The organism is Burkholderia reimsis (assembly GCF_003294055.1).
Classification (GTDB): domain Bacteria; phylum Pseudomonadota; class Gammaproteobacteria; order Burkholderiales; family Burkholderiaceae; genus Burkholderia; species Burkholderia cepacia.
In genome coordinates, this window is the sequence record NZ_QMFZ01000049.1 from 26,208 (window position 1) to 49,767 (window position 23,560).

The following is a 23,560-nucleotide window of genomic DNA, read 5'->3' on the forward strand; positions in this document are numbered from 1 at the left end:
TCCTTCTACTTACTGCCAAAATCGCCCGGAGCCAGCCCCCGAGCCTCAGAATCCCGAAGCAGAACGCTCCGGGGGATAAGAATTTCCTTCACTGCCCGCTGCGGCCGGCCACAGTCTCCGGAACCAGCGTGATCTCCACGCGCCGGTTCCTCGCGCGTCCGTCCGGCGTGTCGTTGCTCGCGATCGGCCGCGTATCGCCGTAGCCCTGGATCGCGAACTGTGTCGCCGGAATGCCGGACGCGTCGATCAGCCAGTCGCGCACGGCTTGCGCGCGCGCCGTCGACAACCTCAAATTGCTGTCCGGATTGCCTGCGTTGTCGGTATAGCCAGCGACGAGAATGCGTTTACCCGGGTGTGCCTTGATCATTTCGATGGCGCCCACCATCGCGCGGTTCGAGCCGGGCTTCAGTTGCGCTTTGCCGCTGTCGAACAACGACATGCTGTCGAGCGTCACCACCGCCGGCGGTGGGGGCGGTGGCATGTACGAAGCAATCGCGTCGTCGAGCGCCGGCATCAGTCCAGCGCCGCGGTACATGCCGAACGACAGGCGAGGCGGAATGCCAGTGCGGGCGTAGCGGTCGAGCTGGTCCCGATCGGCGACGAGCGCCTGCAGCGCGTCGCGCTTCGCCGCATCGTGTGCGGAAGTAATCGCCGAATAGCGGCCAAGATCGGCACCAATACGGGTCAGCAGCGCCTCGTTGTTCTTGGCCGACGCCCAGAACGCCACGGCGGCCGCGCACGCGAGGATCGTCAGCGCATGGGCGAACGCAGCCATGCGCGGCGATGCCCATTGCCGGCGCGGCATCGCTTCAATCAGCGGCTGAGGGAATGGCCAGGGCAGCGCGGAAGCCGCGGCGTCTGCTCGCATGACGCAGGTTTGCATCTCGACGTCGCGTTGCCAGGGATTGCCCGGACCGCTTTCGGGTCCGCAGTCGATCCAGCCGGCACCGAACAACGCCCACGGCGTGGCCGGCTGCTGCCGGTCCGTGAGCGCGCCGATCACGACGCGTTGCGTCCATCCGACGATCGATGCAAGCGCCGCTGCACGAGCGGCGACCGCGCGCTCGCCCGCGACGTGCTGCACCTCATCTTCGGCGGCCCGGAGGACCGGCTCGAAACGGCCCGCGTCGACAAGGCGCGTCGCCGAAGACACGCCGTACCAATGCGCTACGGGCGCGCCGTTCGTATCCGACCAGCCCGATTGAGGGATGGCCTGCGCGTGCACACTGTCGCCGGAGGTTAGCCGTTGGTAGACGGCGACGTAGCCGGGCAGGCGGGTGCCCAGGGTGCGTGCCGCGTCGGCCACGGCCTGGCGCACCAGGCGTAGCTTCTGCGTCAACACATCCGCGCCCGTATGCAAAGCCGGCGCGACGGACAGCACAATGCCGTCCGGCGCGCGACCATCGCGCCACTGCCGGACCGCGACGGCAAGCCGCGGCAGTTCCTGAGGACGATCGACGCGCAGCCAGATGGCGCCGTCGCCCACGTGTGCGAAGCGCTCTTCTGCGTGACGGTTGAACAAGGCGGCCAGACCGTCGCCCGTGACCAGCACAAGCGGCATACGCGTGCGCAACCTGACGGGAATATCGGACGTCGCCGCACCCAACGCAGTCAGAACCTGCGCACTGTGTTCGCGGGCACGTGCAAGCCGTCGGGTGTGCCAGCCCAGCAGCGCGAGCACGACGATTCCGATGACCGCCGTGAGCGTCCAGGCGAAACCGCGGGCAACCGGTAGCATGAGCCAGATCACCGCCAGCGCCAGTGCCGCCGCGAACACGGTTATCGCGCGAAACGGATAGCCGAGCCCCTCGTGCCCATGATCCGGTGTCTGCACCGGCGCCTCGGATAGAACGGGCAGATCCGACTTCACGGCTGGCGGACCTTTGCCGGCACCAGGTGCGCGAGCTGAACATCGAGTGCAGCGGCCCACACCCACCATACGACCAACGCGATCGCGCAGGCGATGCCGGCAATCGCCCAGGGTGAAAGCCGGTAAAACCGGTCGGACAGGCGCCGTCCCGCACGATCGGCAATGAACGGCCGTTCCGCCGACGACCGCAGCTTCTCCAGTTGGGTATTCAGCGATGCGATCAGCGCCGTGCGCTTCGCTTCGCCCTCACGGGCATAGCGCCCAACGAATCCCATGCCGAGGATCGCCGCGTAGCACTCGAGGAGATCGATCCGCGGCGACGTTTCACGCATACGCGCGTCGAGCAGGTCGAATACGCGCTCGCCTGCGTCGTGCAGGTTGAACCGCTCGACCTGCAGCGGCTTGAGTTCCCAGCCGGCCCGGCTATCGGCCGGCAGATGGCGCAAAGCGGTTTCGTCGAGCAGCCCGCATTGTGCGATCAGCGCTTCCTGCCGCACCTCGTCCGGATAACCCCGCTGCTCCAGCGCGTTCGAGAAACGCTCGATGAGCTGTCGGCAACGATCGCGGAAGCCGGCCGCATCCGGGGCGTGACCTCCGGAGCCAAGCGTGGTCACGAGCAAGGCCGTATCGCGCAGCAGATCGCGGATGCCTTCGCCGGCTACACGCGCCGTGCCTGGCTGGCTATCCATAAGCGCCGTCGCGTGACGGCTGGAATTCAGCGTGTTCATGAGCGCAGCACCGCGTAGAGTTCAAGCGCGGCATCGGGCACCGACGCCGGCAGATAGATCTGGCAAGCGCGCGCGGCGAGCATTTTGGCGTGTGCCGTGCTCGTCGAATCCAGTGCGAAGTACTGGTTGTCGAGGCGCACGGGAATCGCAGCCGGCACGCGCTGGACCGCCTTGAGCGGAATGCCGAGCAGCGCGGAATTGACGATGTGCTCGACATCGTCGGGCGCGCCGATCTTGCACAAACGCGGAAACTGCTCGACGAGCTCGAACGCGGACATCGGCGCGTTGACCGACAGATACCAGTCGGCGGCGTCGCCGACGATCCGTTCGTCGAGAAACTGACCGGACCACGTCGTCGGCGTCTTGCGCGCGAGCCCAATCGACACGACGCGCGACGGAATGATCGCGTCGAGCAGGTCGCGGATCATCGACTCGAGCTTCGCGAACACCTCGTCGGCACGCGTATGGTCGTACGCCGGGATATCGGCGAGTTGCAAGAGCGTGGAGAACGTCATCAGCGCACTGGCAAGCTGCGCCAGCGTGACATACAGGTGCTCGGGCGATCGGTTCGGGTGTGTCGCGTACAGCCGCAGTTGCGGCCAGGCGGCATGAATGCAATGCAGCAGCCAGAACAGCTGAACGTCGGCCACCCCATATTCGGCAACCTGTTCGATGCGCTCGCTGCGGCGTGCTCCGAGCGCGAGGCTCTTGGCCTGCAGAATGTCGGTGAGCCGGATGACGCGTTCGACGTGCAACACGTGGCTCGAAAGCGTCAGGCACGGCGGCACGAACCGGTGATCGACCTGGAACTGGCCGTTCGTCGAACGCGTGAGCCGTGCGATCGCGCAGACCGTGTCGTCGGCGTGAGACTCGAAATCGAACAGCAGCCGCACCGCGTGACGTTCGGCCGCAATCTCCGATTCGCTGCTGCCGTTCAGGTCCGTGACCTTCACGAATTCGCGATACGCGCGGCGGGGGCGCGCCAGCGTGGCTTCATCGAAGCGGCAGTTGTTGCCGTTCGCGTCCGGCAGCGCGAGCGCCGCGAGTACGACGACGCTCTGAAGATCAGCCGGTACCCCTTGCGTCAGATCGCGCGCAGACGGCAAAGCGTCCGCGAGCGACGTGTCGATCGGCGTGCCGTCGGGAAAACGAAGTTTCAGGCGCGTCAGTTTGACACGCCCCGTCGCCAGCGCCTCTTCATCGACCTCGACGCCCAAGGTGCCCCATGGCTCGGCGAGCGCGGCGCTCGCGAACTGCTGCATCGCGAATCCGGCCCAACGATCCTGCTGCTGGAAGTGCTGCTGCGTGAGGATCAAGCCCTCATGCCAGAGCGGTTTGTCGATCCGCATAGGTGTGGTGTATGGCTTTCTGTTGATTCTGTTGGAAGGGCGATTCTATTGCTACAAACGTCTTCCGTATACGAATTTATTGATTTGGAGTGCAAATCGTAAAGAGATCGTGGTCAATCAGTCGAGTTGAGTGGCCAGAAGGACGGTCGCATCAAACCGGGTAGCTTTTATAATTTTTTTGTCTTTTGTCAGAAACTGTCAAAGCGAATGTCGTCAATTGTTAAATTATGGCCATTCCCCCTTGCAAAACAAGGCTAGGAGGCCGATAGAGCGGTGCCTTGCAAGGCGCTCGACAATATCGGATAAATCATATCGAATTGAAAAATCTATAGGACATTTACGAAAACTGGGTATCTTGATAATCTCTGACATTGCGTCTCTTCTTCGCGACATCGAATACCCTTTGACGCAAAGCGGGTAAACCTGTCTAATACGCCGTTGCAATGACGGCGCATGAATGAAGGCCGCGCTATGAGGTGCTGTCGGTACTCCTTTACGAGGGGCGCATACGCGTTCTTGCAAGCGCAACCGAAGGGGGCACCGCGACGCAACGAGCGAGTTCTGCGGGTGTCTTGAACTTGAGTAGATGAGGAATACTATGGATAGCTTCCAGCGCGAAATCCCGAAGAGCCGGGTATCAATCACATTGGATCTGCACACGGGCGGGGCGCAGAAGAAGGTCGAGCTGCCGCTCAAGCTGCTCGTCGCGGGCGACTTCAGCGCGGGCCGTGAACAGGCGCCGCTGGCTGAGCGCAAGAAGGTCAATATCGACAAGAACAACTTCGATGCCGTGCTTGCCGATTACGCGCCGGATCTAAAGGTCGCAGCCGAGAACACGTTGGCCGGTGACGGCTCGGAGCTGCCGGTGAATCTGTCGTTCCGCTCGATGAAGGACTTCGAGCCGGAACAGGTCGCACGCCAGATTCCGGAAATGCAGGCGCTGCTCGCGATGCGCAATCTGTTGCGCGATCTCAAATCGAATCTGCTCGACAACGGTACGTTCAGGCGCGAATTCGAGAAGATTCTGAAGGATAAACGGCTGTCTGAAAAGCTGCGCAGTGAGCTCGCGCAGGTCGCGACGGCGGCGACGCAGCAGGAGGGGCATGCCTGAGCGCGGACGGCCCAAGTCGGCCTTCACCGCATTCCGCAACCGGGCGTCCATACCAACGCAGACAGGACCACACATGAAACAGAACGAAGCCCGTCAGGGCGCGACCGAGACCGTTGTGCTCGAGAATGACAGCGTGTACGCATCGCTGTGCAGCAAGATCAACCTGAATACCGTCGCCGAGGCGCGTCCGCTTGAAGCATTTCGCGACAACGATACCTTGTCCGAGGCATCGGCCGACGAACGCGTCGCCCGCGGCATGGACGCGCTGCTCAACCTGATCGCGAAGGAAAGCAAGCCGGTCGATCGGCTCGACAAATCGCTGCTGGACTTCTACATCAGTCAGCTCGACCGGCAAATCAGCCGCCAGCTCGACGCTGTCATGCACACGCCGGAATTCCAGGCGCTCGAGGGCCGTTGGCGCGGCCTCAAGATGCTGGTCTCGCGCACCGACTTCCGCCGAAACGCGAAGATCGAAGTGCTCGACGTGTCGAAGGATGCGCTGCAACGCGACTTCGAGGACACGCCGGAGCTGATCCAGAGCGGTCTGTATCGCCTTGCGTACATCGAAGAGTACGACACGCCGGGCGGTCAGCCGATCAGCGCGATGATCAGTGACTTCGAGTTCGCGAACTCGCCGATGGATGTCGCACTGCTGCGCAACATCTCGAAGGTCGCGGCAGCTGCTCACATGCCGTTCATCGGCTCGGTGGGCGCCGCGTTCTTCGGCAAGAAGTCGATGGAAGAAGTGGCCGCCATCCAGGACATCGGCAACTACTTCGATCGCGCCGAGTACATCAAGTGGAAAAGCTTCCGCGACACCGACGATGCCCGCTATGTCGGCCTGACGATGCCGCGTGTGCTCGGCCGCCTGCCGTACGGCAAGGATACGAGGCCCGTGCGCGCCTTCAACTACGAAGAAGCGGTCAAGGGCCCGGATCACGACAAGTATCTGTGGGTCAACGCATCGTTTGCGTTCGCGGCCAACATGACGCGCAGCTTCGTGAACAATGGCTGGTGCGTGCAGATCCGCGGTCCGCAGGCCGGCGGCAAGGTGGAAGACCTGCCGGTACACCTGTATGACCTCGGCACCGGCGTGCAGCCTAAGATCCCGACCGAAGTGCTGATTCCGGAGACGCGCGAGTTCGAATTTGCCAATCTCGGCTTCATTCCGCTGTCTTTCTACAAGAACCACGACTTCGCGTGTTTCTTCTCGGCCAACTCGACGCAAAAGCCCGCGCTGTACGAGACGAAGGAAGCGACGGCCAACAGCCGCATCAACGCGCGCCTGCCATACATCTTCCTGCTCTCGCGCATCGCGCACTATCTGAAGCTGATCCAGCGCGAAAACATCGGCACGACCAAGGACCGGCGTCTGCTCGAGCTCGAGCTGAACAACTGGATCAAGGGGCTCGTGACCGAGATGAAGGATCCGGGCGACGAACTGCAGGCATCGCACCCGCTGCGTGAGGCGAAGGTGACGGTCGAGGACATCGAGGACAACCCGGGCTTCTTCCGCATCAAGCTCTTCATCATCCCGCACTTCCAGGTCGAAGGCATGGACATCGGCCTGTCGCTGGTCTCGCAGATGCCCAAGGCCAAGAGCTGATCCTGTCGCACGTATGTGCGTGTCGCCGGAGCCTTGACAGCTCCGGCGTCGCTGTTTTTGTCGTTTGCTCGCTCAACGGAGTTGCTGCATGTCGTCGATCCTACCTACCCAGGCTTACGAGTTGAAGCTGGCGCCGCATCCGGCGCCAACCTCGGTTCTGAAATTCGCAGGCAGGGATGCCGTGAGCGAGCTGTACCGGTACGACATCGAGTTCACCAGCCCCGAGGCCGGCATTCCAATGGAGCAGGTGGTGGGCCGTTCCGCGAAATTCATCATTGCCCCGGTGGATCCGAATATGGACTATCTGCGCAAGATGTTCGGGGAGAATGCGGAACAGTTCAGCAAGATGCCGGCCGCGTACACGATCCACGGCGTGATCACGGAGTTCGACGAGTATGCGACGTCGGCCGATCAGACGCACTATCGGGTGCGGCTCGAGCCGAAGCTCGCCGACCTGAACCGGGGCGTCACGAGCCGGCTGTTCCAGAAGCAGTCGGTCGAGGAAATGGTCACTGACACGCTGCGCCACTACGGCTACCGGGCCGGCGTCGACTTCGAGTTCAAGCTGCGCCGCCAGTACAAGCGGCACGAGTACGTGACGCAATATCACGAGACGACGTTTGCCTTCATTCAGCGCATCTGTGCGCAGGAAGGCATCTGGTTCCGCTGGGAGCAGAAGAAGGACCGCGCGGTCATGGTGTTCGGCGACGATCTCGACGCCTATGCGCGCAAGCAGCGTACGGTGCTGTACCGGCGTGACTCGGGGCTCGAGAGTTCCGGAATGGACGCCATCAAGACGCTCGAGAAGCGGACCCGGCGTGTGCCCGAGGCGGTGCGGTTGCACGATTACAACCATCGCGAGGCCGGCGTGTCGTTGCTCGTCGAGGAAAATGCCGCGCGCGACGACAAGACGACGAGCGGGATCGATTATCGCTGGGGCGAGCACTACCAGACGCTCGAAGAGGGCAAGGGCGTGGCGCGGTTGCGTCATGAGGAACATCTGGCGCAGCAGATTACCTTCAAGGGAACCGGCAATCCGTTCTGGCTCGAGGCGGGCGAGGTGATGCGGGTCGACCCGAATCCCGCGGACGCGAAGCACGGGATCTTCGTTACCTCGATCGAGTCGAGCGGTGGCCGCGGCGACTCGTACTGGGTCACCTTCGAGGGGATTCCGTCGGATCGGGTCTGGCGTACGCCGATGCTGTCGATCGAACGACCCAGCATCGACGGTATCCTGCCGGCCCGGATTACGTCACCGGGAGACTACAAGTACGCGTACCTGACCGAGCAAGGTTGGTACGTGATCAAGTTGCCGTTCGACCTTGATGAGTGGAGTCCGGGTGGCACGAGCAGGCCGGTGCGGTTTGCGAAACCGTATAGCGGGGACAACTACGGGCACCACTTCCCGCTGATCGACGGGGCGGAGGTGGCGATCGTCTTTACGGATGGTCATCCGGACCGGCCCGTGATCATCGGCGCGATGCACGACAGCCTGCATCCGGATCTCGTTAACAACCTGAACCACACCCGCAACATCGTGCGCACGGCCGCGCAGAACGAACTGCGGATGGAGGACAAGGAAAACGTCGAGCACATCCACCTGACGACGCCGTTCCAGACCAGCGAACTCAATCTGGGGCACATGGTCGACGGGAGTCGCAAGGAGCGAGGTAGGGGCGCCGAGTTGCGAACCGACGAGCATGTGGCGGTGCGCGGCGGGAAAGGAGTCTACATTTCTGCTGATGCGCAGGTAGGAGGCAGTGGCAAGCAGTTGGACATGCGGCTGGCCGAGGGGCTCCTCGAGCAAGCGCTGCAACAAATGCAATCGCTTGCAAATGCGGCAAAGGCCGCCGAAGCAATCGCAGCAGACTACACCAAGCAGAAGATGTTGCTGGACGACACCCTGAGTGATCTCAAGAAAGCGGGCATCCTCATGAGCGCACCGGCCGGAATCGGGATCGCGTCCGGCGATCACCTCCAACTGTCGGCCAACAAGAACCTCATCGCAACCGCGGGTGGAAATGCAGATATCGGTGTCATCAGGCGATTCACAGTGGCTGCCGGGGAACTCGTGTCAATATTTGCAGAAAGGCTCGGTATCAAGCTGTTTGCTGCGAAAGGGAAAGTGACGATTCAGGCGCAAAGCGATGAGATGGCGCTGGCTGCGCTCAAGGACGTGACCATCACTAGTTCCGAAGGTCGTCTCATACTGTCCGCAGCTAAGGAGGTATGGATTGGTGCTGGAGGATCGTATATCAAGATCAACGCCAATCGAATTGAGAACGGCACGCCGGGCGACATCCTGGAAAAGTGCGCGTCGTGGAACAAACCTTCTGCTGCGTCTGCTCAATTCAGTTCGACACTCCCGACTAGCCTTCCTGCCCAACCGTTGATGCTCAACCTGGCAGCATCGCCGTCATCAAAAGGCACTGTCTTCGCTGGTATGCCCTATACGCTTCATGCCGACGGGGCTCTGATCAAGGAGGGTGTGATCGATCACAGCGGGCAGATACCGATCGATCACAGGGTGACGACCCGCGAATACCAGCTTGAACTTGCCAACGGCGTGAAATACTCAATTCCTGTCGCTGACACATATCGTGGCGATGCGGGTAACGGCGAGCTGGCGAATCTGGGCTTTCACTATCACGAAAGCGGCACCGATGGTGACATTACCCCAGCAGGCGATCGCGCGATCCATCGTGAGCGATATAGCTCGCTGCTCGATCTGCGTTCCGAGGCTTCTTCTGAAGAGTGACCATGGCCAATCCTTCAAAAATCGTTGCTCCCATTGCACTCAACGAGACCTCCGCTGCGAGGCTTTGTCTCCCGTGGTTTGTAGACATGACACCAGAAGGCAAAGCAGAATTCCATCCGGTGCCGGCCTCGTACAAGCCGCTCGTCAACGGAGAAGAGGCCTTTGGCGCGTTGTATGATGCGATCCTTGCCGCAAAACACTCGATCGACTACATATGCTGGGGTTTCCAGCCATCGATGTATTTCAGGCGGGGTGGCGGTGACTCGCTCTGCATCGGCGACCTCCTGATTCAGAAAGGACGGGAGGGCGTGAAGGTCCGCATTCTGTGCTGGGCCGATACATTCGCAATCGCGCAGAAACTTGAAAATCCGAACCCGGGATATGATCTGGTGCGAAGGGCGTTTACGCAGAATGAGAACAATACCCAGCTCGAGTATGACCGCGAATGGTACTTCCGGGCACGCATTGCGCCGTCACCGGAACAACAGGAATTCTCCGACACGTTGCGTCGCTCAATGGCGCCCGACGCTCAAGGCGGCAAGTCCAAACCAAGCCTCACTGTCAGGCCGCTGGAGAATATTCAGCTGGTCACACGTGATTTCTCCTTGAGCGATCGATGGGAGATCATGTACCGCGAATCAAGGTTTCGCTCAGACACCAATCTCAGCGAAGCAGGCGTAGTTGTCGGCTACGGCGGGGGGCCGTCGCATCATCAAAAAATGGTACTTATCGATTACGAAGCACCGAGCCAAGCAATCGGCTTCGTAATGGGGCACAACACCCTCGACGCTTACTGGGATGACGACGCGCATCGCTTTGGACGGATGCATCCGCGCTTCGGCCGCAATGGAGAAACTCCTCGCCAGGATATGTCCGCACTCGTTACGGGCCCAATTCTGGAGCATCTGAATGTTAATTTTTGCCGCGCATGGCAGCGCAGTGCAAAGGTCGATCTCCTGAGCAAGCGCAAAGCGTATGCCCCGCAACTGAAAGTGCGACCAGATTTGGGCACGCCTGTGATGGCACAGGTCAACCGCACGCAGTCTCAGGAAGGCGTGCGCAACATCAAGGCCCTCTATTTACAAGCAGTCAACAACGCGACGCAGTTCATCTACATCGAGAATCAGTATTTCCGATGGGCGCCACTCGCTGAGAAGATCAAGGCTGCTGCCCAGCGACACGTTTCGGCCGGGCGCGATCCTGGTATTCACGGATCACTTCACCTATTCGTAGTGACGAACTCGACCGATGATGCCGTGGGCATGGGGACTGGTACGACGTACGACATGCTAAACAGCCTCGGCCGCGCGGACACGATGCCCAATGTAGCGCGAATTTCTCGCTCCGAACAACTTGGAATTGAGGTCGAGCGTGCGGTCAACGAGGTAGCAACGGCTCGGTTCGACCGTAGCGCGAATGGTCCAGCACGCCAGAAAGTCGCAGAAAAGAAACTGGAAGAGCTGCAGCAGAAGTATCGAGACAACGGCAACGAAAACAAGCCAATCCTGCCGCAAGAGGTTCCCGGTTTGAAGATTCATGTGTGTACGCTGGTCGCACCCGATTCGCCGCCAAAGCAATGGATGCCGGTCTACGTACACAGCAAGATCATGATCGTGGACGACGTGTTCCTCACACACGGTTCGGCAAACGTCAACTTGCGCAGCATGGAAGTGGATAGCGAACTGAATATCTGTCACGAGCATTCTGGGGTGACGCAGGCTCTACGGCGGCGGTTGTGGAACATTCACACGCATGGAATGGGAGCGCAGGACTTGCCGAGTGAGGCGTTTAAGCAATGGGACCGTGTCATCAAGAGGAACGCTAGCAATCAAGCGAAAGGACTGGCGCCATATGCATCGCTAATTGGTTTCATGCGTATTTCAACAAGCAGACTCCGATTGGACTGATTCATGAAAACAATCTTCCTCTCGCTCTTCCTCATCCCATTATTATTCGCGTGTTCGAACAAGGATAGCAACGTGCCCTCCCAATCTGAGATCAGCGCGGTGCGCGCCAATCTGGCTTTCACGTGTGTTCACGAGGCGGATCACCTACCGCCGCTCGACCCCGAAGCAGACAAGCTGTTCAAGTATGGACTGTTTCTGGAAAAATTGGACGGCCATAAAGACCTCAATGCTGCCGCCCGCTATTACCGAATTGCCTCCGCCTACGGTCACTACAAGGCCAACCACAACCTGCAACTGCTGGTCTCGCAGGGGCGTGCAGATTCTCCGCATCCTGATAGGGAGACTATTGATTTAGTCGAGAAACTGATCAAGGCAGGAGTACCGGGTGGTTACTACGACATGGGCCATTACCTTGAGCTTGGATACGGGGTGGAGCAGAACGCTGACAAGGCGCGCCGCTATTTCCGCAAGGCCGCGGATCTGGGTAGTCCGGAAGCACAGGCCTACGTTGCCAATCTGCTAGCGCCCATCGACAAGGCACCTGATATCGCTCGACAGATGCGTCAGTGTGCCGTCGATCAGGGTCAACGAGACGCGGCTAATACATTGGGTATCGATCTCCAAACTGACAAACTTTTTCCGGAAGCTGTAAAAGTTTTTCAGAAAGGTGTAGCAGCTGGGGACACCCTGTCAGCATTGGCTCTTGAGGAGGGATTTAAGGCGCCACCTGCGACAAACGAACTGAACTATCTCGCACTAGCTAGCGACCCGGAACGGTCTCGCCGATACAAATTGATCGGAAAATTCATTGACGAGAGAGAGGGCCACAATCCGAAAGTGCCGGACATCGACAAAATCGTACCGCTACCGCCGGCCAAACTGCCGCCGTGGGACGGCACGTTCCAGTGGCAGAAGGAGCAGGACGCTGCTGTACCACCACAGAAGCCGTCCGAGGAACTGGTCCACAGGCTTGCGAAGTCGAAAAACCTCGACCCGGCGACCGGCTTGCCGCTTTCGTCGGGAGAGGCTAAAACCTCCCAAGTCGATGAGCCCGCCGAGCCCCGCGCTCGTACGCCTATTGGAACCACCGCGAAAGCGGGCGCTCGGTGTCCCGAGAGTGGCGTGTGGTGTGCACAGATTCGTCCGGAGCTTCAGGCCAATACGACGCGAACATTCAGCAAGGGCGACGTGTTGCCGTTGCTCGATGTGTACGAGCCGCGCCCGCTGGCGCTGCTCGACAGCGTATTCGGAAAGCGTCGCTACACCACTGACGTCATCTGGAAACTTGTCGCCTATGAGAAGGCGTAACGGTAGATCGGCTATTCGCATTGCATGGGTGTGTATTGAAACGATACGTGCGCGCGAACTCATTTCCCGCCTTGTTCGACATTTTCAGGAGTTTCCATGATTGATCTCATCCGTCTTGGCGATGCCACCGATCATGGCGGCAGAGTCATAACCGCATCGGGCACGATGTGCTTCGAGGACCGATACGTCGCGCGTAAGGGTGACGAGGTGACATGCCCGAAACACGATATCCGGCCCAATCTGATCATCGATGGCGATGAGACGATGCTGGATGACGGCGTGCCTATCGCTCGGCACGGATATCGGGCCATGTGCGGGTGCCGCCTGATTTCGAGCCTGTTGTAAGAGGACCGTCATGCCGGTAGAACTTCCCGAGGTCGAGCCATCCGGCGATGCCCCGAAACCGCCGCGCGCGATTGTCTGGCTCGGCGTTTTCGTCGTCGTCATGCTCGTCGGCGTCGTCGTTGCCTTGTTGACCTGGCCTAACGGCGAGCCAACCAATACCGTCTGGTTCTGGGTACGTCTCCTCGTATTCCCTGCGTTGGCGTGGTGTGCGCTGTTTGGCCTGCGCCTCCATTACTACGACGAGGCAACCCAACGGCGGCAGGCGCAGCATGACGTTCGCGCTGACGATCGGGCAAAAGCGCTGCTGTTTGCAAGCGAGCCGCTAGCCGTACTTGGCTGCACGTATCTGACCGCACCGGGCAGCGCGCATGTCGCCGCCAAGATCGCCAATGGTGAACTCGTATTGACTGCCGAAACTTCGCCTGCAGGCACTGATGCGGTGCGACACACGGCGTTGGCGTTCCAGGAAAGCAGTAAGCTACCCGAACGATACCGAGCGTGCTTCGGTGCCCTGCTTGAGCGGATCGCCGGTTCCGTGGCCGCGATACCCAGCAAGGTACCGCTGAGCGTTCATTTGCATTTGCCGACCGACGTGGATCAGGAAAGCCTGCTCAATCTATGGCAATCCTGCTGGACCGCGAAGGGCCTTCGGCCCATGAAGGCGAAACTGCTAGGTGCCGCTCCGGGGGTAATGATCCTGGACGAATGGCTGGATATCCGTGGCGGCCCGTCCCTTGAAAAGGCCTCCCTTATTGTTTCAGTACAACTGCACGATGCCCCGCCGCAATCGAGCGCTGAAGCCGCCGTTGGCGTGCTACTTGCGTGGGCTCCGCTCGCCGAACGTTGCGCGTTCAAGACGCTGGCATTGCTGCACCGCCCAGTGGAGGTCGGCGCGGACGGATTGGACGGCGCCATTTCCAAAGCCCTGCTTTGGGGCAAGACAAGCGCAAATGACGCCCGCGATCTCTGGCAGGTCGGTCTATATAAATCCGACAAGGGCGCGTTGCTTCAAGCCGCGTCGGATACAAAGCTAGCTGTTTCGCAAACGGACGGGTTCACGGGCGTGCACGATGTCGATCTCGCGATCGGCAATCCCGGAATCTGTGCTGGTTGGCTCGCTATTGCACTTGGCGTAGAGCATGCGGTGCAGATCGGTGTACAGCAACTCATTGCATGGCACGAGGGCACGCCGCGGCTCGCCGTGATCCGTGCTTCTCGCGCATAACAACAAACGGCCTCGAACGCATGAGCATTCGCAAGATTTTCGGATTCTGGGTCCTCGTCCCAGCGCTAACTGCAATCGTAGCGCTCTTGGTGTATTTCAAGGGAGCGGGGCTGGATCCGTCACCCGCCCATCGTGTCGGCACGGTTGTGTTCATTGGGCTGGTGGTCCTGCTCTTGCGTGCACCACTAGCCGCTGCATGGCGAATCGTGGCTCAGCACGACCGCGGCCGCGCAGCGAATCGTTACGATCGCGATCCATTGTCTCGAATCGGCGCGGCACAAGTTGAAGCACCGATTGACCTGAATGCGCACCGAGCGGAAAGCCTTCGAGAGGCACTGCGCGATCGACATGGCTGGCACTGGCGCTATCGCGATCGTTGGGTACTCGTTGCAGGTGACGAGCCGATCGTCAATCGACTGGCTCCTGGGCTTGCAGATGCCGGCTATGTCGTCAGTGGCAACATGGTACTGCTTTACTCGAAACAAGCCGGCGCCGTACTCGACACGGGTTGGCTCGATCAGATCCGACGCGTGCGCCGCCGACGTCCGATCGACGCGATCGTTGTTGTGACCAGGAATCGCAGCTCGGGCACTGCGCCATTTGATACCGACGAAATCGGCCAACGGCTGGCCCGTACTACGCGTGCCCTGCGCTGGGCGGCGCCCACATATCTACTTAACGTCACCGATTTCGGCAGCGAAACGTCGGGCCCCGACGAGGCGATCGGCTTTACGTGGTCGAACGCGCGTGTAGCCGCGGATGAGATCGACACGTCGCTTCAGGATCTTTCCTACAATCTCGCCGATGCGGGCGTCGTGCGCCTCATCAAGGACGCCGGGGACCGCTATCCCGCCGCGCTATCGCAACATATCTCGAGCCTGCGTGGTGCGCTCTCCGAACTCGTGTTGCAGGCGGCGCAGTCCCGTGAATGGAGGCACCCCGTTCATGGGCTACTGTTTACGCCGCTGTTCAAGGAACAGGAACTAGCACCTTCAACATCGAGTGCGGAGACAAGCGATGATACGGCGATAGGGCCACAGCGCCGGACGATCTGGCAAACCATTGCGGAGCATAGCCGCAAGATTCACGGCCGGCGCGTTGGCTTCTCGGTGTCGACGACAGCAGCATGGATGACAACGGTTCTGATTGGCTGCTGGATCGGCGGCACAATGATGTCCGGACTTGTCAACCGAGCAACGATCCAGAACGCGGCCGATACCGTCGCGAAACTGTCTGCCGCGCAAGACGGCACGCACACCTTGCAAACCCTCAACAGCCTCGACAAACAGATCGACACGCTGGAGGTCCGGCAGCGCGAGGGGGCCCCCTGGCAGACACGCTTCGGCCTGAACCGCGATGGCGCGCTGCTCGATGCACTGTGGCCGGGTTACGCCAACGCGGCAAGCCGCATCCTCGTTGCGCCGATTCGCCGGAAGCTCGAAGAACGTCTGCGCCAGCTCGCGTCCCTGTCGGACGCAGAAATTGCCGGCGGCGGCAATGCGCAAGTGCAAGCGGCCTACGACACGCTGAAGGCGTACCTGATGCTCGCAAAGCCCGAGCGGGCGGTCGCAGCATTTCTGACGCCGCAGCTCGATGCGACGGCCGTGCCGGCGCGCCCAGACAACGCGCCGGTATCGCCGGGCACATGGAACGACCTGCGCCAGCACACGATCGCCTTCTTCGCGAACCACCTGGGCCGAGATACCGCATCCAACGTGTCGGCATTGGCTATCGTGCCCGACGGCAATCTGATTGCATCGGCCCGCCAGACGGTCATCAGCGTGCGCGGCATCCAGAACTCGACCGACGCGGTCTACCAGCAGATTCTCGACGACGCGAAGGCCAAATATCCGCCCGTGTCGCTGGCCACGCTGCTTGGCGACACGACCAGCCGCGGCCTGTTCAATACGACGGCGGCTGTGCCGGGCGTGTTCACGCGTGCAGCGTGGGACGAGCGCATCGCGAAGGCGATCGACGAAGCGAGCGAACGGCGCAACGTCGCGGGCGACTGGGTGCTCTCGGACGTCAAGGCGACTCAGGCTGCGCCGTCGACGCTCAAAGCCCAGCTTCACCAGCGCTACTTCGACGATTACGCGCGTGCGTGGGCGCTGTTCCTCAACAGCCTGCGCTGGCAAAGTGCCCCGACGCTATCGGCCACGGCCGACCAGCTGACACTGCTGGGCGATCCGCAGCGCTCGCCGCTCGTTGCATTGATGAACGCGGTTGTCTACCAGGCAGGCGCGGGCGCGAACGCGCAGTCGCTTGCCGACAACCTGATCAGCAAGGCACAGCAGCTCGTCGGCGGTAGTGAAAAGGACCCGTCGAAGCAGACCCAACCACAGCTTGCGCCGCTGGCAACGGCTTTTGGGCCGATCCTGCGCCTGACGGGCAGCGATCTGGTGTCCGGCGCGCCGGCGAACAGCAAGGCCGCGGCGCAACTCGCCGCGACCGGAGACCTGAGTCTCGCGCGCTACCTCGAGCGGGTCACGGCCATGCGCCTCAAGGCATCACAGATCGTCTCCGGCGCTGATCCGGATGCGATGGCGCGTCTTGCTGCGCAGTCGGTGCTGCAGGGCAAGACGTCCGACCTGGCCGAGAGCCGCGACTACGCGAGCCGCGTCGCGGCAAGTCTCGGCGAGCAGTGGTCGGGTTTCGGCGAGCTGTTCCAGGCGCCGTTCGACCAGACCTGGCAGGTCGTCGTGCAGCCGGCCGCATCGAGCCTGAACGAGATCTGGCGCACCGCGATCGTGGCCGACTGGAACAGGGTATTCGGCGGTCGCTATCCGTTCGCGGATTCCGACAACGACGCGTCGCTGCCCGAAATGGCGCGCTTCATCCGTGCGGACAACGGCGTGATTACACAGTTCGTCACGACGCAGCTCGCCGGCGTGGTGGAACGGCAGGGCGACCGCTGGGTGGCGGCACAGGGTGCCAATCACGGGGCGCTGACGATCGATCCCGCGTTCCTCGCCAGCCTGAACAAGCTCACGCGCATCTCGACGGTCCTTTTTCCATCCGGCGATGCGCACGTGCGTTTCGAACTGCAGGCGGTGCCGACCCCTGGTGTCACCGACACGAAATTCGTGCTGTCAGGTCGTGAGTTGCACTACTTCAACCAGAAGCAGGAATGGATGCCGTTCGAGTGGCCCGGCCAGTCGCTGGAGAATCTGTCGCACATCGAATGGCAGACCGAGCACGGCGGCCTGCGTACGGCGCTCGATTCGCAGGGGCGGTTCGGTTTGATCCGGCTGCTGGAGCGAGCGAAGGTGTCTCAGCAGGATGGCGCACGCTATCTGCTGACGTGGACGCCAGATACGAGTCAGGGTATTCCACTCAAGGTGCAGCTGCGCAGCGAAGCCGGTGCAGGGCCGCTGGACGCGCTCGAGTTGCGTCGTTTCACGCTGCCGACGCGGGTATTCGTGACCGGCACCGCCAATGCGGCGCCAAAGCTCTCGGCTATCAGTCCACCGCCGTTGCCGCCGTCCATGATCGCGGCGGCAAAGCATGCGGCGATGCCGCTGCCGCGCGGCACATTGCCGGAGGCCGAATGATGCTGGGTGGACTTTTCAAGAGCCTTTTCCCGGCGCGTGATGACGCCGAGCAGCTCGCGCGCTCGCGCCTTGACGCATGGAGCAGCTGGCTTCAACCGCTTCCCGGTGACGCCGGCGTGGGTCGCGACCCCGGCTACGAGGATACGTTTTTCGAGCTGCGGGAAGAAACGCAAAAGCTTTCCGGCATCGATGAAGGGCTGATCGTGCGCTCCTGCGAGCAGCTCCTGAAGGACACCGGCAAGGACCTGCGGCTGGTCGGCTATTACGCGTTCGCTCGGCTGCGCCAGGATGGTCCGGCGGGTCTCGCGGACGGCCTCGAGCTGGCAGCGGCGCTCGTCGACCGGTTCGGGGAAGCCGTGCTGCCCGCGCGCGCCGAGGCAAAGAGGGGCGCGCTCGAGATGCTGGCTACGCCGCGCGTGATTGAGCTGCTGGAAGGTCGTGGCGACTTCGCACCAACGGACCTCGAACGCGCACTGGCCGCGCTCGACGTCCTCGTCGCGCACACGGGGACGTGGCCGGAAGCCGCGCGGCCGAACCTCCAGGCGCTCGTCGCGCGCTTCGAGCGCTGGGGTGAATCGGTACGCAGCGTGGAAGACGCCGACCCGGTGCTCGCCTCGCCGTCGTCGACAACGCCGACGTCCGGCTCAATTGCGTCAACGCGGGATCTGCTCGATCAGGCCCGCACGATGGCGTTATGGCTGCGCGACCAGGAAAACGGCTACCTGCCGTCGGTGCGGCTCGTGCGCAGCGTGCGTTGGGACACGCTGCACGACGTGCCGCCGGCCGACGCCGCAACCCGCACGCGCCTGGCACCGCCGCGTGGCGAACTGCGGCAGCAGATGAAGCGGCTCGTGCTGCAGAAGCAGTGGCACGAACTGCTCGAACGGGTGGAAGGCGCGTTCATGGAGGGCGTCAATCACCTGTGGTTCGACCTGCAGTACTTCCAGCACGTCGCGCTCGATCACGTCGGTACGCCCTACAGCACGTGGCGCGAGCTGCTGCGCGCAGACTTCGCGCTGTTCCTCGAACGGCTGCCCGGCATTGAGCGACTAGCCTTCAACGACGGCACGCCGTTCGCAGATGATGCGACGCTCGAATGGATCGCGCGGCACGCGGTCGTGCGTGATCTGGAAGCAGGCGAGTCGGTGGCGCCGCTGCCGGTGTCGGCCGACAGCGAGGACGGCGCGGCCGGCGACTGGCCAGAGATCGAAGTGCAGGCGCGTGAGCTGGCCGGCCGCGAAGGCATCGAGGCCGCCTTCGGCTGGCTCGAGGCGCTGCCCGGACTGAAGACCGACCGTCATCGCTATCTGCAGCGGCTCGTGATGGCGCGCCTGGCCGATCACGCGGGCCGCGCGGACACGGCACTGGCACTGCTGGCCGAGCTTGACACCACCTCGCACTCGTTACCGCTCATGCGATGGGAGCCCGTGCTCGTTTTCGAGGTCAAGCAGCAGCTGGTTCGGGCGTTGAAGGCGATGAGCAACCGCAAGGATGCCGACAAGCCTGCGCTCGCGCGCCGCATCGGCGAGCTGCAGGCGGAACTGACCGTGCTCGATCCGGCGCGCGCGCTGACTCTTTCATAAGAAAACACATTGATGGAAAACGACGATCCGATCCTGCGCTATTACGAAGCGGAGATGCGCTACCTGCGCGAGTCCGGCAAGGAATTCGCGAAGGCGCATCCCGACCGCGCGCGCCTGCTCAACCTTGATCGCGTGGGTGACCGCGATCCGTATGTCGAGCGACTCTTCGAAGGATTCGCGTTCCTCACGGGACGCCTGCAACAGAAACTCGACGACGAACTACCGGAGTTGACCGAAGGGCTGGTGAGTCTGTTATGGCCGCACTACCTGAGAATGATTCCGTCGCTGTCGGTCGTCGAGCTGATTCCGCATACGGAAAAGCTCCAAAAAACCGAAGTGGTGCCGGCCGGTGTGCCCGTGCGGTCCGCACCGATCGCCGTACCGCCGGTGGCCGGTGCCGAGGGCTCGACGCCGAAGACCGTGCAGTGCCTGTACCGGACCACGCAGCCGGTGACGCTACAGCCGGTCACCATCACGCACGCCGGGCCGACGGTGCGTCACGATGGCCGCTTCGTCATCCGGCTCGGCTTCGCACTCGATGGGTCCGCGCGCCGCAAGGAAACGGATCTGTCGCGGCTGCGCCTGCACCTGAGTGCGGATCTGCCGACTGCGTTCGCGATGCATCTTGCGCTCACGCGCCAGGTCGATTCGATCGCGTGGCGCATCCCGGAGGTGCGCGACGGCGAAGCCGTGCCGCTTGTCGACGTCACGCTCGAACCCGCGGGATTCTCGACCGAAGAGCGGTTGTGGCCGAAGGCCGACGCCGCGTTCTCCGGCTACCAGCTGCTGCTCGAGTACTTCACGTTTCGAGAGAAGTTCTTGTTCGTCGACCTGTGCGGGCTCGACCTCACGAAGCTGCCGGAGAACTCGACCCACTTCGAACTCGAGATCGTGCTGAAGCACACGTATCCGTCGGACCAGCGTTTCACCGCGGAGAACGTGCGACTCTTCTGTACGCCGGTCATCAACCTGTTCGAGCTCGATGCCGAACCCATCGAGATCGATCATCACGAGACGGAATATCGCGTACTACCGGCCGGCCACCAGGGTGAACACGTCGAAACGTACTCGGTCGATGCGATCGAGGCGTTCGATCACGAGACCGCCGAACGATACGAATACGTGCCATTCGCGACGTTCCGGCATCGTGGCGGGATGCTGCGCCATGAAGCGCCGGAGCGGTATTTCCATGCGCGTGTACGCCCCGGCGTATCGGGTCTGCATGAGACGTGGGTCATTCTCGGCGGCCACGCGTGGGAAACCATGGATACCCTGCCCGAGGAAAGCCTGTCGCTGCGCGTGACGGGTACGAACGGCATGTTGCCGCGCAAGGGATTGCGCGAAGCCAGCATCGCCGAGCTTGCGGCGAGCACACCGAACGTTGTGGGCGTGAAGAACCTTGTCGCGCCGACGCTGCCCCTCTATCCACCAACGGACGACCGCTTTCAGTGGCGGGTGCTGTCGCACCTCGCGCCGAATTTTCTATCGTTGATGGACGCCGAAGTGCTGCGCGGCGCACTCGGGCTATACGACTGGACTAGCGACGAGCTGAACCGCCGGCGGCTAGCCGGCATTCTGTGGGTTTCGCAGGAACTGCTCGAGGAGGTCTCGGGCGGCTCGGTTGAACGGGGCGTGCTCATCGAGGTGACGCTCGATTCTCATGCATTCGCCGGCGACGGCGACGTGATGCTGTTCGGCGAGCTGCTCCATCGCTTCTTTGCCCAGTATGCGGAAATCAACCTGTTCACGAAGCTGTCGATCGTGAGCTTGCCGTCGCAGACGCGAACGAACTGGCCGCGCAGCAAGGCGCAACGGGCTCCGCTATGAAGTTGCACGACCTGCCGAATCTGGACCCGCTCGTCGCGTCGCTGCTGGCCCGCGCGCCGAAGATGAATTTCATGCAGCTGTGCCGGCTGCTCGAGGTGCGCGTATCGGCGCAGCGGGCATTCGGCTCGCGCGATACGGCCGAGCACGAACCGGTTCGCTTCCGGCCGCGGCCGAGCGTGGGTTTTCCGGCCGGCGAGATCGCTTCGGTCGAATTCGACGACGAGCGGCCCGATGCGCCGCCGACCGTACGCACGACCTTTATGGGCCTGTATGGCGTCGACGCGGCCATGCCGCCGCACATGATCGACGACATCGTGCTGCGCGAGGAAGGGCACGAGGTCGTCGAAACGTTTCTCGACCAGTTCAACCACCGTTTCGTCACGCTGCTGTACCGCGCGTGGAAGAAGTACCGCTATCCGGAAAGCTTCCGTGCGGGCGGCGCCGATGCGCATTCGCGCAATCTGCTGTGCCTGGCGGGATTCGGTTGGGGGGACAAGCCGGAGCGGGCCGGCTTGCCGGATTCGCGCATGCTCGCGCTGCTCGGGCTACTGATCCAGCGCACGCGCACGCCGGAAGGTCTGGCCGGCGTCATTGCGCTGGCCGTGCCGAGCGTTGGCGTGCGCGTCGACGAATTCTTCCCGGCCATCACGCGTGCTGGGCAGCCGCGGCCGCTGACGTCCGTGGGCCATCCCGCTGCGTCGGATGATAATGCGCGCCGGGGTCTGGGCGGCGGCTACGTGCTCGGCCGGCGGCTTGCCTACCGCAGTCGCGCGGTGCGTGTGACGGTGCGGCCGGCCGACGCGCAGCAGGCCCACGATCTCCTGCCCGGTGCATGGTTGCATCGCGAGCTGATGGCTTTCATTCAGTTGTATGTCGGCACGAAAGCGGACGTCCACCTGCGCATGGAGGTTTCTTCGCGGCTTGCGCCCAAGCCGGCGATCGGGCCGGCGTCAGCGGGTCCGGCGCCGCGCCTCGGCTGGACGACTGTTCTGCCCGCCGATGAAGAACGCTTCATCAACATCGCGCTCGGCGTCTACGAAGCGTTCCCCACGCCGAAACCCAATCCGCACCTTACCACCTCGCGTGCATGATGATGCATATGTGCCGCTAGCAAGATAGAAATCCATGGGACCTTCCGAATATATCGCGCGTCTGGTGCTGCCCGCATTCGTGGCAGAGATTATTGCGGTTCCTGTTGCGGTTGCATGCAACCACAACACAACGCATTCCGGTGGGTGGCAAGATTTGGCTGTCGGCCTAGGTGATGTGTTCATACTCGGCGGAGCCATACTGTGTTCATTTTTATGGGTTATTGCGGCATTCACTCAGCTCAAGAGGTACAAAAAACTGCCCGCTCCGGATGACGGGGCTGCAAATCACTGCGCCGTCGGATTGCTACTTCACTGTTCGGCAATATTCGCGCTCTCTATCGCAGGCTGCTGCTTACTATATTGATCGACCGATTCAAAACGCCCTGGAAGGCAAGGGCACCAACGGCCGCCGTGCTTTTCCTGGTGGAATACATGACAATTTCAGGAACGTCGATGTCTATCCGTTTCGTTACTTCATCGCTTGCTTCTCTCGTGCTGCTGTCAGGGTGTGGTGCTTGGCAGTCCGTCTCGGACGCGTCGTCCAGCGCGTATCACGCCGTGTTCTTCAAGCAGGTCAAGGTGCTCAACGTCGATCTTTCCGCTCGCGAAGCGCTTAATCCTGATGACGCTGGTCGCCCGACGTCGGTCGCGGTGCGCGTGTATCAGCTCAAGGACCGCAAGATGTTTGACGGGGCATCGTACGACGATCTGCTGAAAAATGACCGGACCGTGCTCGCGCAGGATCTGCAGGCTAGCATCGGTTCCGTGCTGAACCCGGGGGCGTCTGCGAGTCTCACGCAGCCGATGCAGGCCGACACGAAGTACGTGGCAATCGTCGCGTTCTATCGTAACCCTGGCAACGGCGATGGCTGGAAATACGTGATCGAGAAGAAAAAGCTCGATGCCGACAAACCGTTGAAACTCGAACTGGTCGACCAGTTGCTTATTGCTTCGGGTGGGACGTCGCAGAACTCCGCCCGGTGACGCTCAAGGCGATACAAAGCCGGTCGACCGGCGGTCGCCCATACGGGGAACCGCTCCGAGACAGTCGGTCCGCGTGATTTTTGTGTCGCAGCGGTTGGTATCGACATTCGTTCTCAATCCAATCATGACGGATACCCTGCGCGATTTGCTGGTAGAGCTGGAACAACTCGATCGCGAAATTGAGCGAGTCCGCCCCAAGAAGGCGGCGTCGCATGAGCGTCCCGAACGCAACCGAGCCCGTGAGGGCAACTTTTGGGGCATTTGGCGGGCAACTGCTCGGCGTCCCTTTGCCATCGGGGAGTTGCGGCCGATATAGG

At 61.9% G+C, this 23,560-nt stretch carries 15 protein-coding genes; 12 read left to right on the forward strand and 3 right to left on the reverse strand.

What is annotated here, in order from left to right:
- Window positions 1-88: 88 nt before the first annotated feature.
- The 3 genes from DPV79_RS36230 to tssK are packed head-to-tail and all read right to left on the reverse strand — an operon-like array spanning window position 89 to window position 3,947.
- The gene (locus DPV79_RS36230) at window positions 89-1,870 is read right to left on the reverse strand and encodes an OmpA family protein (protein WP_113047674.1); all 1,782 of its coding nucleotides are present in this window, start codon (window positions 1,868-1,870) and stop codon (window positions 89-91) included.
- A complete protein-coding gene (locus DPV79_RS36235; RefSeq protein WP_113047675.1) occupies window positions 1,867-2,598 on the reverse strand; it encodes a DotU family type IV/VI secretion system protein in 732 nt (243 codons plus the stop codon). Before DPV79_RS36235 ends, DPV79_RS36230 begins: the two co-directional genes overlap by 4 nt.
- A complete protein-coding gene (tssK, locus tag DPV79_RS36240) occupies window positions 2,595-3,947 on the reverse strand; it encodes a type VI secretion system baseplate subunit TssK (protein ID WP_113047676.1) in 1,353 nt (450 codons plus the stop codon). The genes DPV79_RS36235 and tssK overlap by 4 nt, the downstream gene beginning before the upstream one ends.
- 598 nt (window positions 3,948-4,545) lie before the next feature.
- On the opposite strand from tssK, the gene tssB reads away from it, so the two are divergent.
- From tssB to tssJ, 12 genes are all read left to right on the forward strand, one after another.
- The gene (gene tssB / locus DPV79_RS36245) at window positions 4,546-5,058 is read left to right on the forward strand and encodes a type VI secretion system contractile sheath small subunit (RefSeq protein ID WP_113047677.1); all 513 of its coding nucleotides are present in this window, start codon (window positions 4,546-4,548) and stop codon (window positions 5,056-5,058) included.
- A 73-nt stretch (window positions 5,059-5,131) separates the two neighbouring features.
- Complete coding sequence (gene tssC, locus DPV79_RS36250) at window positions 5,132-6,664, forward strand: type VI secretion system contractile sheath large subunit (protein ID WP_113047678.1); 1,533 nt, start codon at window positions 5,132-5,134, stop codon at window positions 6,662-6,664.
- An 88-nt stretch (window positions 6,665-6,752) separates the two neighbouring features.
- The gene (locus tag DPV79_RS36255; RefSeq protein ID WP_113047679.1) at window positions 6,753-9,422 is read left to right on the forward strand and encodes a type VI secretion system Vgr family protein; all 2,670 of its coding nucleotides are present in this window, start codon (window positions 6,753-6,755) and stop codon (window positions 9,420-9,422) included.
- Between the two features lie 2 nt (window positions 9,423-9,424).
- Window positions 9,425-11,329 (forward strand): phospholipase D-like domain-containing protein, encoded by a 1,905-nt coding sequence (locus DPV79_RS36260; RefSeq protein WP_113047680.1) that lies wholly within the window; start codon window positions 9,425-9,427, stop codon window positions 11,327-11,329.
- A gap of 3 nt (window positions 11,330-11,332) precedes the next feature.
- On the forward strand, window positions 11,333-12,637 hold the full coding sequence (locus DPV79_RS36265) for an SEL1-like repeat protein (RefSeq protein WP_244321865.1): 1,305 nt from the start codon (window positions 11,333-11,335) through the stop codon (window positions 12,635-12,637).
- Between the two features lie 96 nt (window positions 12,638-12,733).
- Window positions 12,734-12,982 carry a PAAR domain-containing protein gene (locus DPV79_RS36270; protein ID WP_113047681.1) on the forward strand — a complete coding sequence of 83 codons (249 nt, stop codon included), beginning with the start codon at window positions 12,734-12,736 and terminating at the stop codon, window positions 12,980-12,982.
- A 10-nt stretch (window positions 12,983-12,992) separates the two neighbouring features.
- Window positions 12,993-14,207: a hypothetical protein gene (locus DPV79_RS36275; protein WP_113047682.1), complete on the forward strand. Its 1,215-nt coding sequence runs from the start codon at window positions 12,993-12,995 to the stop codon at window positions 14,205-14,207.
- Between the two features lie 20 nt (window positions 14,208-14,227).
- On the forward strand, window positions 14,228-17,758 hold the full coding sequence (locus DPV79_RS36280; RefSeq protein WP_113047683.1) for an ImcF-related family protein: 3,531 nt from the start codon (window positions 14,228-14,230) through the stop codon (window positions 17,756-17,758).
- Window positions 17,755-19,341 (forward strand): type VI secretion system protein TssA, encoded by a 1,587-nt coding sequence (gene tssA, locus DPV79_RS36285; protein ID WP_113047684.1) that lies wholly within the window; start codon window positions 17,755-17,757, stop codon window positions 19,339-19,341. The genes DPV79_RS36280 and tssA overlap by 4 nt, the downstream gene beginning before the upstream one ends.
- Window positions 19,342-19,353: 12 nt before the next feature.
- A complete protein-coding gene (gene tssF / locus DPV79_RS36290; RefSeq protein WP_113047685.1) occupies window positions 19,354-21,168 on the forward strand; it encodes a type VI secretion system baseplate subunit TssF in 1,815 nt (604 codons plus the stop codon).
- Window positions 21,165-22,259 carry a type VI secretion system baseplate subunit TssG gene (tssG, locus tag DPV79_RS36295; RefSeq protein WP_113047686.1) on the forward strand — a complete coding sequence of 365 codons (1,095 nt, stop codon included), beginning with the start codon at window positions 21,165-21,167 and terminating at the stop codon, window positions 22,257-22,259. Before tssF ends, tssG begins: the two co-directional genes overlap by 4 nt.
- Before the next feature lie 453 nt (window positions 22,260-22,712).
- A complete protein-coding gene (tssJ, locus tag DPV79_RS36300; RefSeq protein WP_113047694.1) occupies window positions 22,713-23,243 on the forward strand; it encodes a type VI secretion system lipoprotein TssJ in 531 nt (176 codons plus the stop codon).
- Window positions 23,244-23,560: the final 317 nt, after the last annotated feature.

Bases quoted from the DNA above. Each gene is read 5' to 3' on its own strand.
- tssC (WP_113047678.1), top strand. From the start codon at position 5,132: ATGAAACAGAACGAAGCCCGTCAGGGCGCGACCGAGACCGTTGTGCTC.
- DPV79_RS36235 (WP_113047675.1), bottom strand. From the start codon at position 2,598: ATGAACACGCTGAATTCCAGCCGTCACGCGACGGCGCTTATGGATAGC.
- DPV79_RS36270 (WP_113047681.1), top strand. From the start codon at position 12,734: ATGATTGATCTCATCCGTCTTGGCGATGCCACCGATCATGGCGGCAGA.
- DPV79_RS36255 (WP_113047679.1), top strand. From the start codon at position 6,753: ATGTCGTCGATCCTACCTACCCAGGCTTACGAGTTGAAGCTGGCGCCG.
- tssJ (WP_113047694.1), top strand. From the start codon at position 22,713: ATGTCTATCCGTTTCGTTACTTCATCGCTTGCTTCTCTCGTGCTGCTG.
- tssG (WP_113047686.1), top strand. From the start codon at position 21,165: ATGAAGTTGCACGACCTGCCGAATCTGGACCCGCTCGTCGCGTCGCTG.
- tssA (WP_113047684.1), top strand. From the start codon at position 17,755: ATGATGCTGGGTGGACTTTTCAAGAGCCTTTTCCCGGCGCGTGATGAC.
- DPV79_RS36280 (WP_113047683.1), top strand. From the start codon at position 14,228: ATGAGCATTCGCAAGATTTTCGGATTCTGGGTCCTCGTCCCAGCGCTA.
- DPV79_RS36260 (WP_113047680.1), top strand. From the start codon at position 9,425: ATGGCCAATCCTTCAAAAATCGTTGCTCCCATTGCACTCAACGAGACC.
- DPV79_RS36265 (WP_244321865.1), top strand. From the start codon at position 11,333: ATGAAAACAATCTTCCTCTCGCTCTTCCTCATCCCATTATTATTCGCG.
- tssB (WP_113047677.1), top strand. From the start codon at position 4,546: ATGGATAGCTTCCAGCGCGAAATCCCGAAGAGCCGGGTATCAATCACA.
- DPV79_RS36275 (WP_113047682.1), top strand. From the start codon at position 12,993: ATGCCGGTAGAACTTCCCGAGGTCGAGCCATCCGGCGATGCCCCGAAA.
- tssF (WP_113047685.1), top strand. From the start codon at position 19,354: ATGGAAAACGACGATCCGATCCTGCGCTATTACGAAGCGGAGATGCGC.
- tssK (WP_113047676.1), bottom strand. From the start codon at position 3,947: ATGCGGATCGACAAACCGCTCTGGCATGAGGGCTTGATCCTCACGCAG.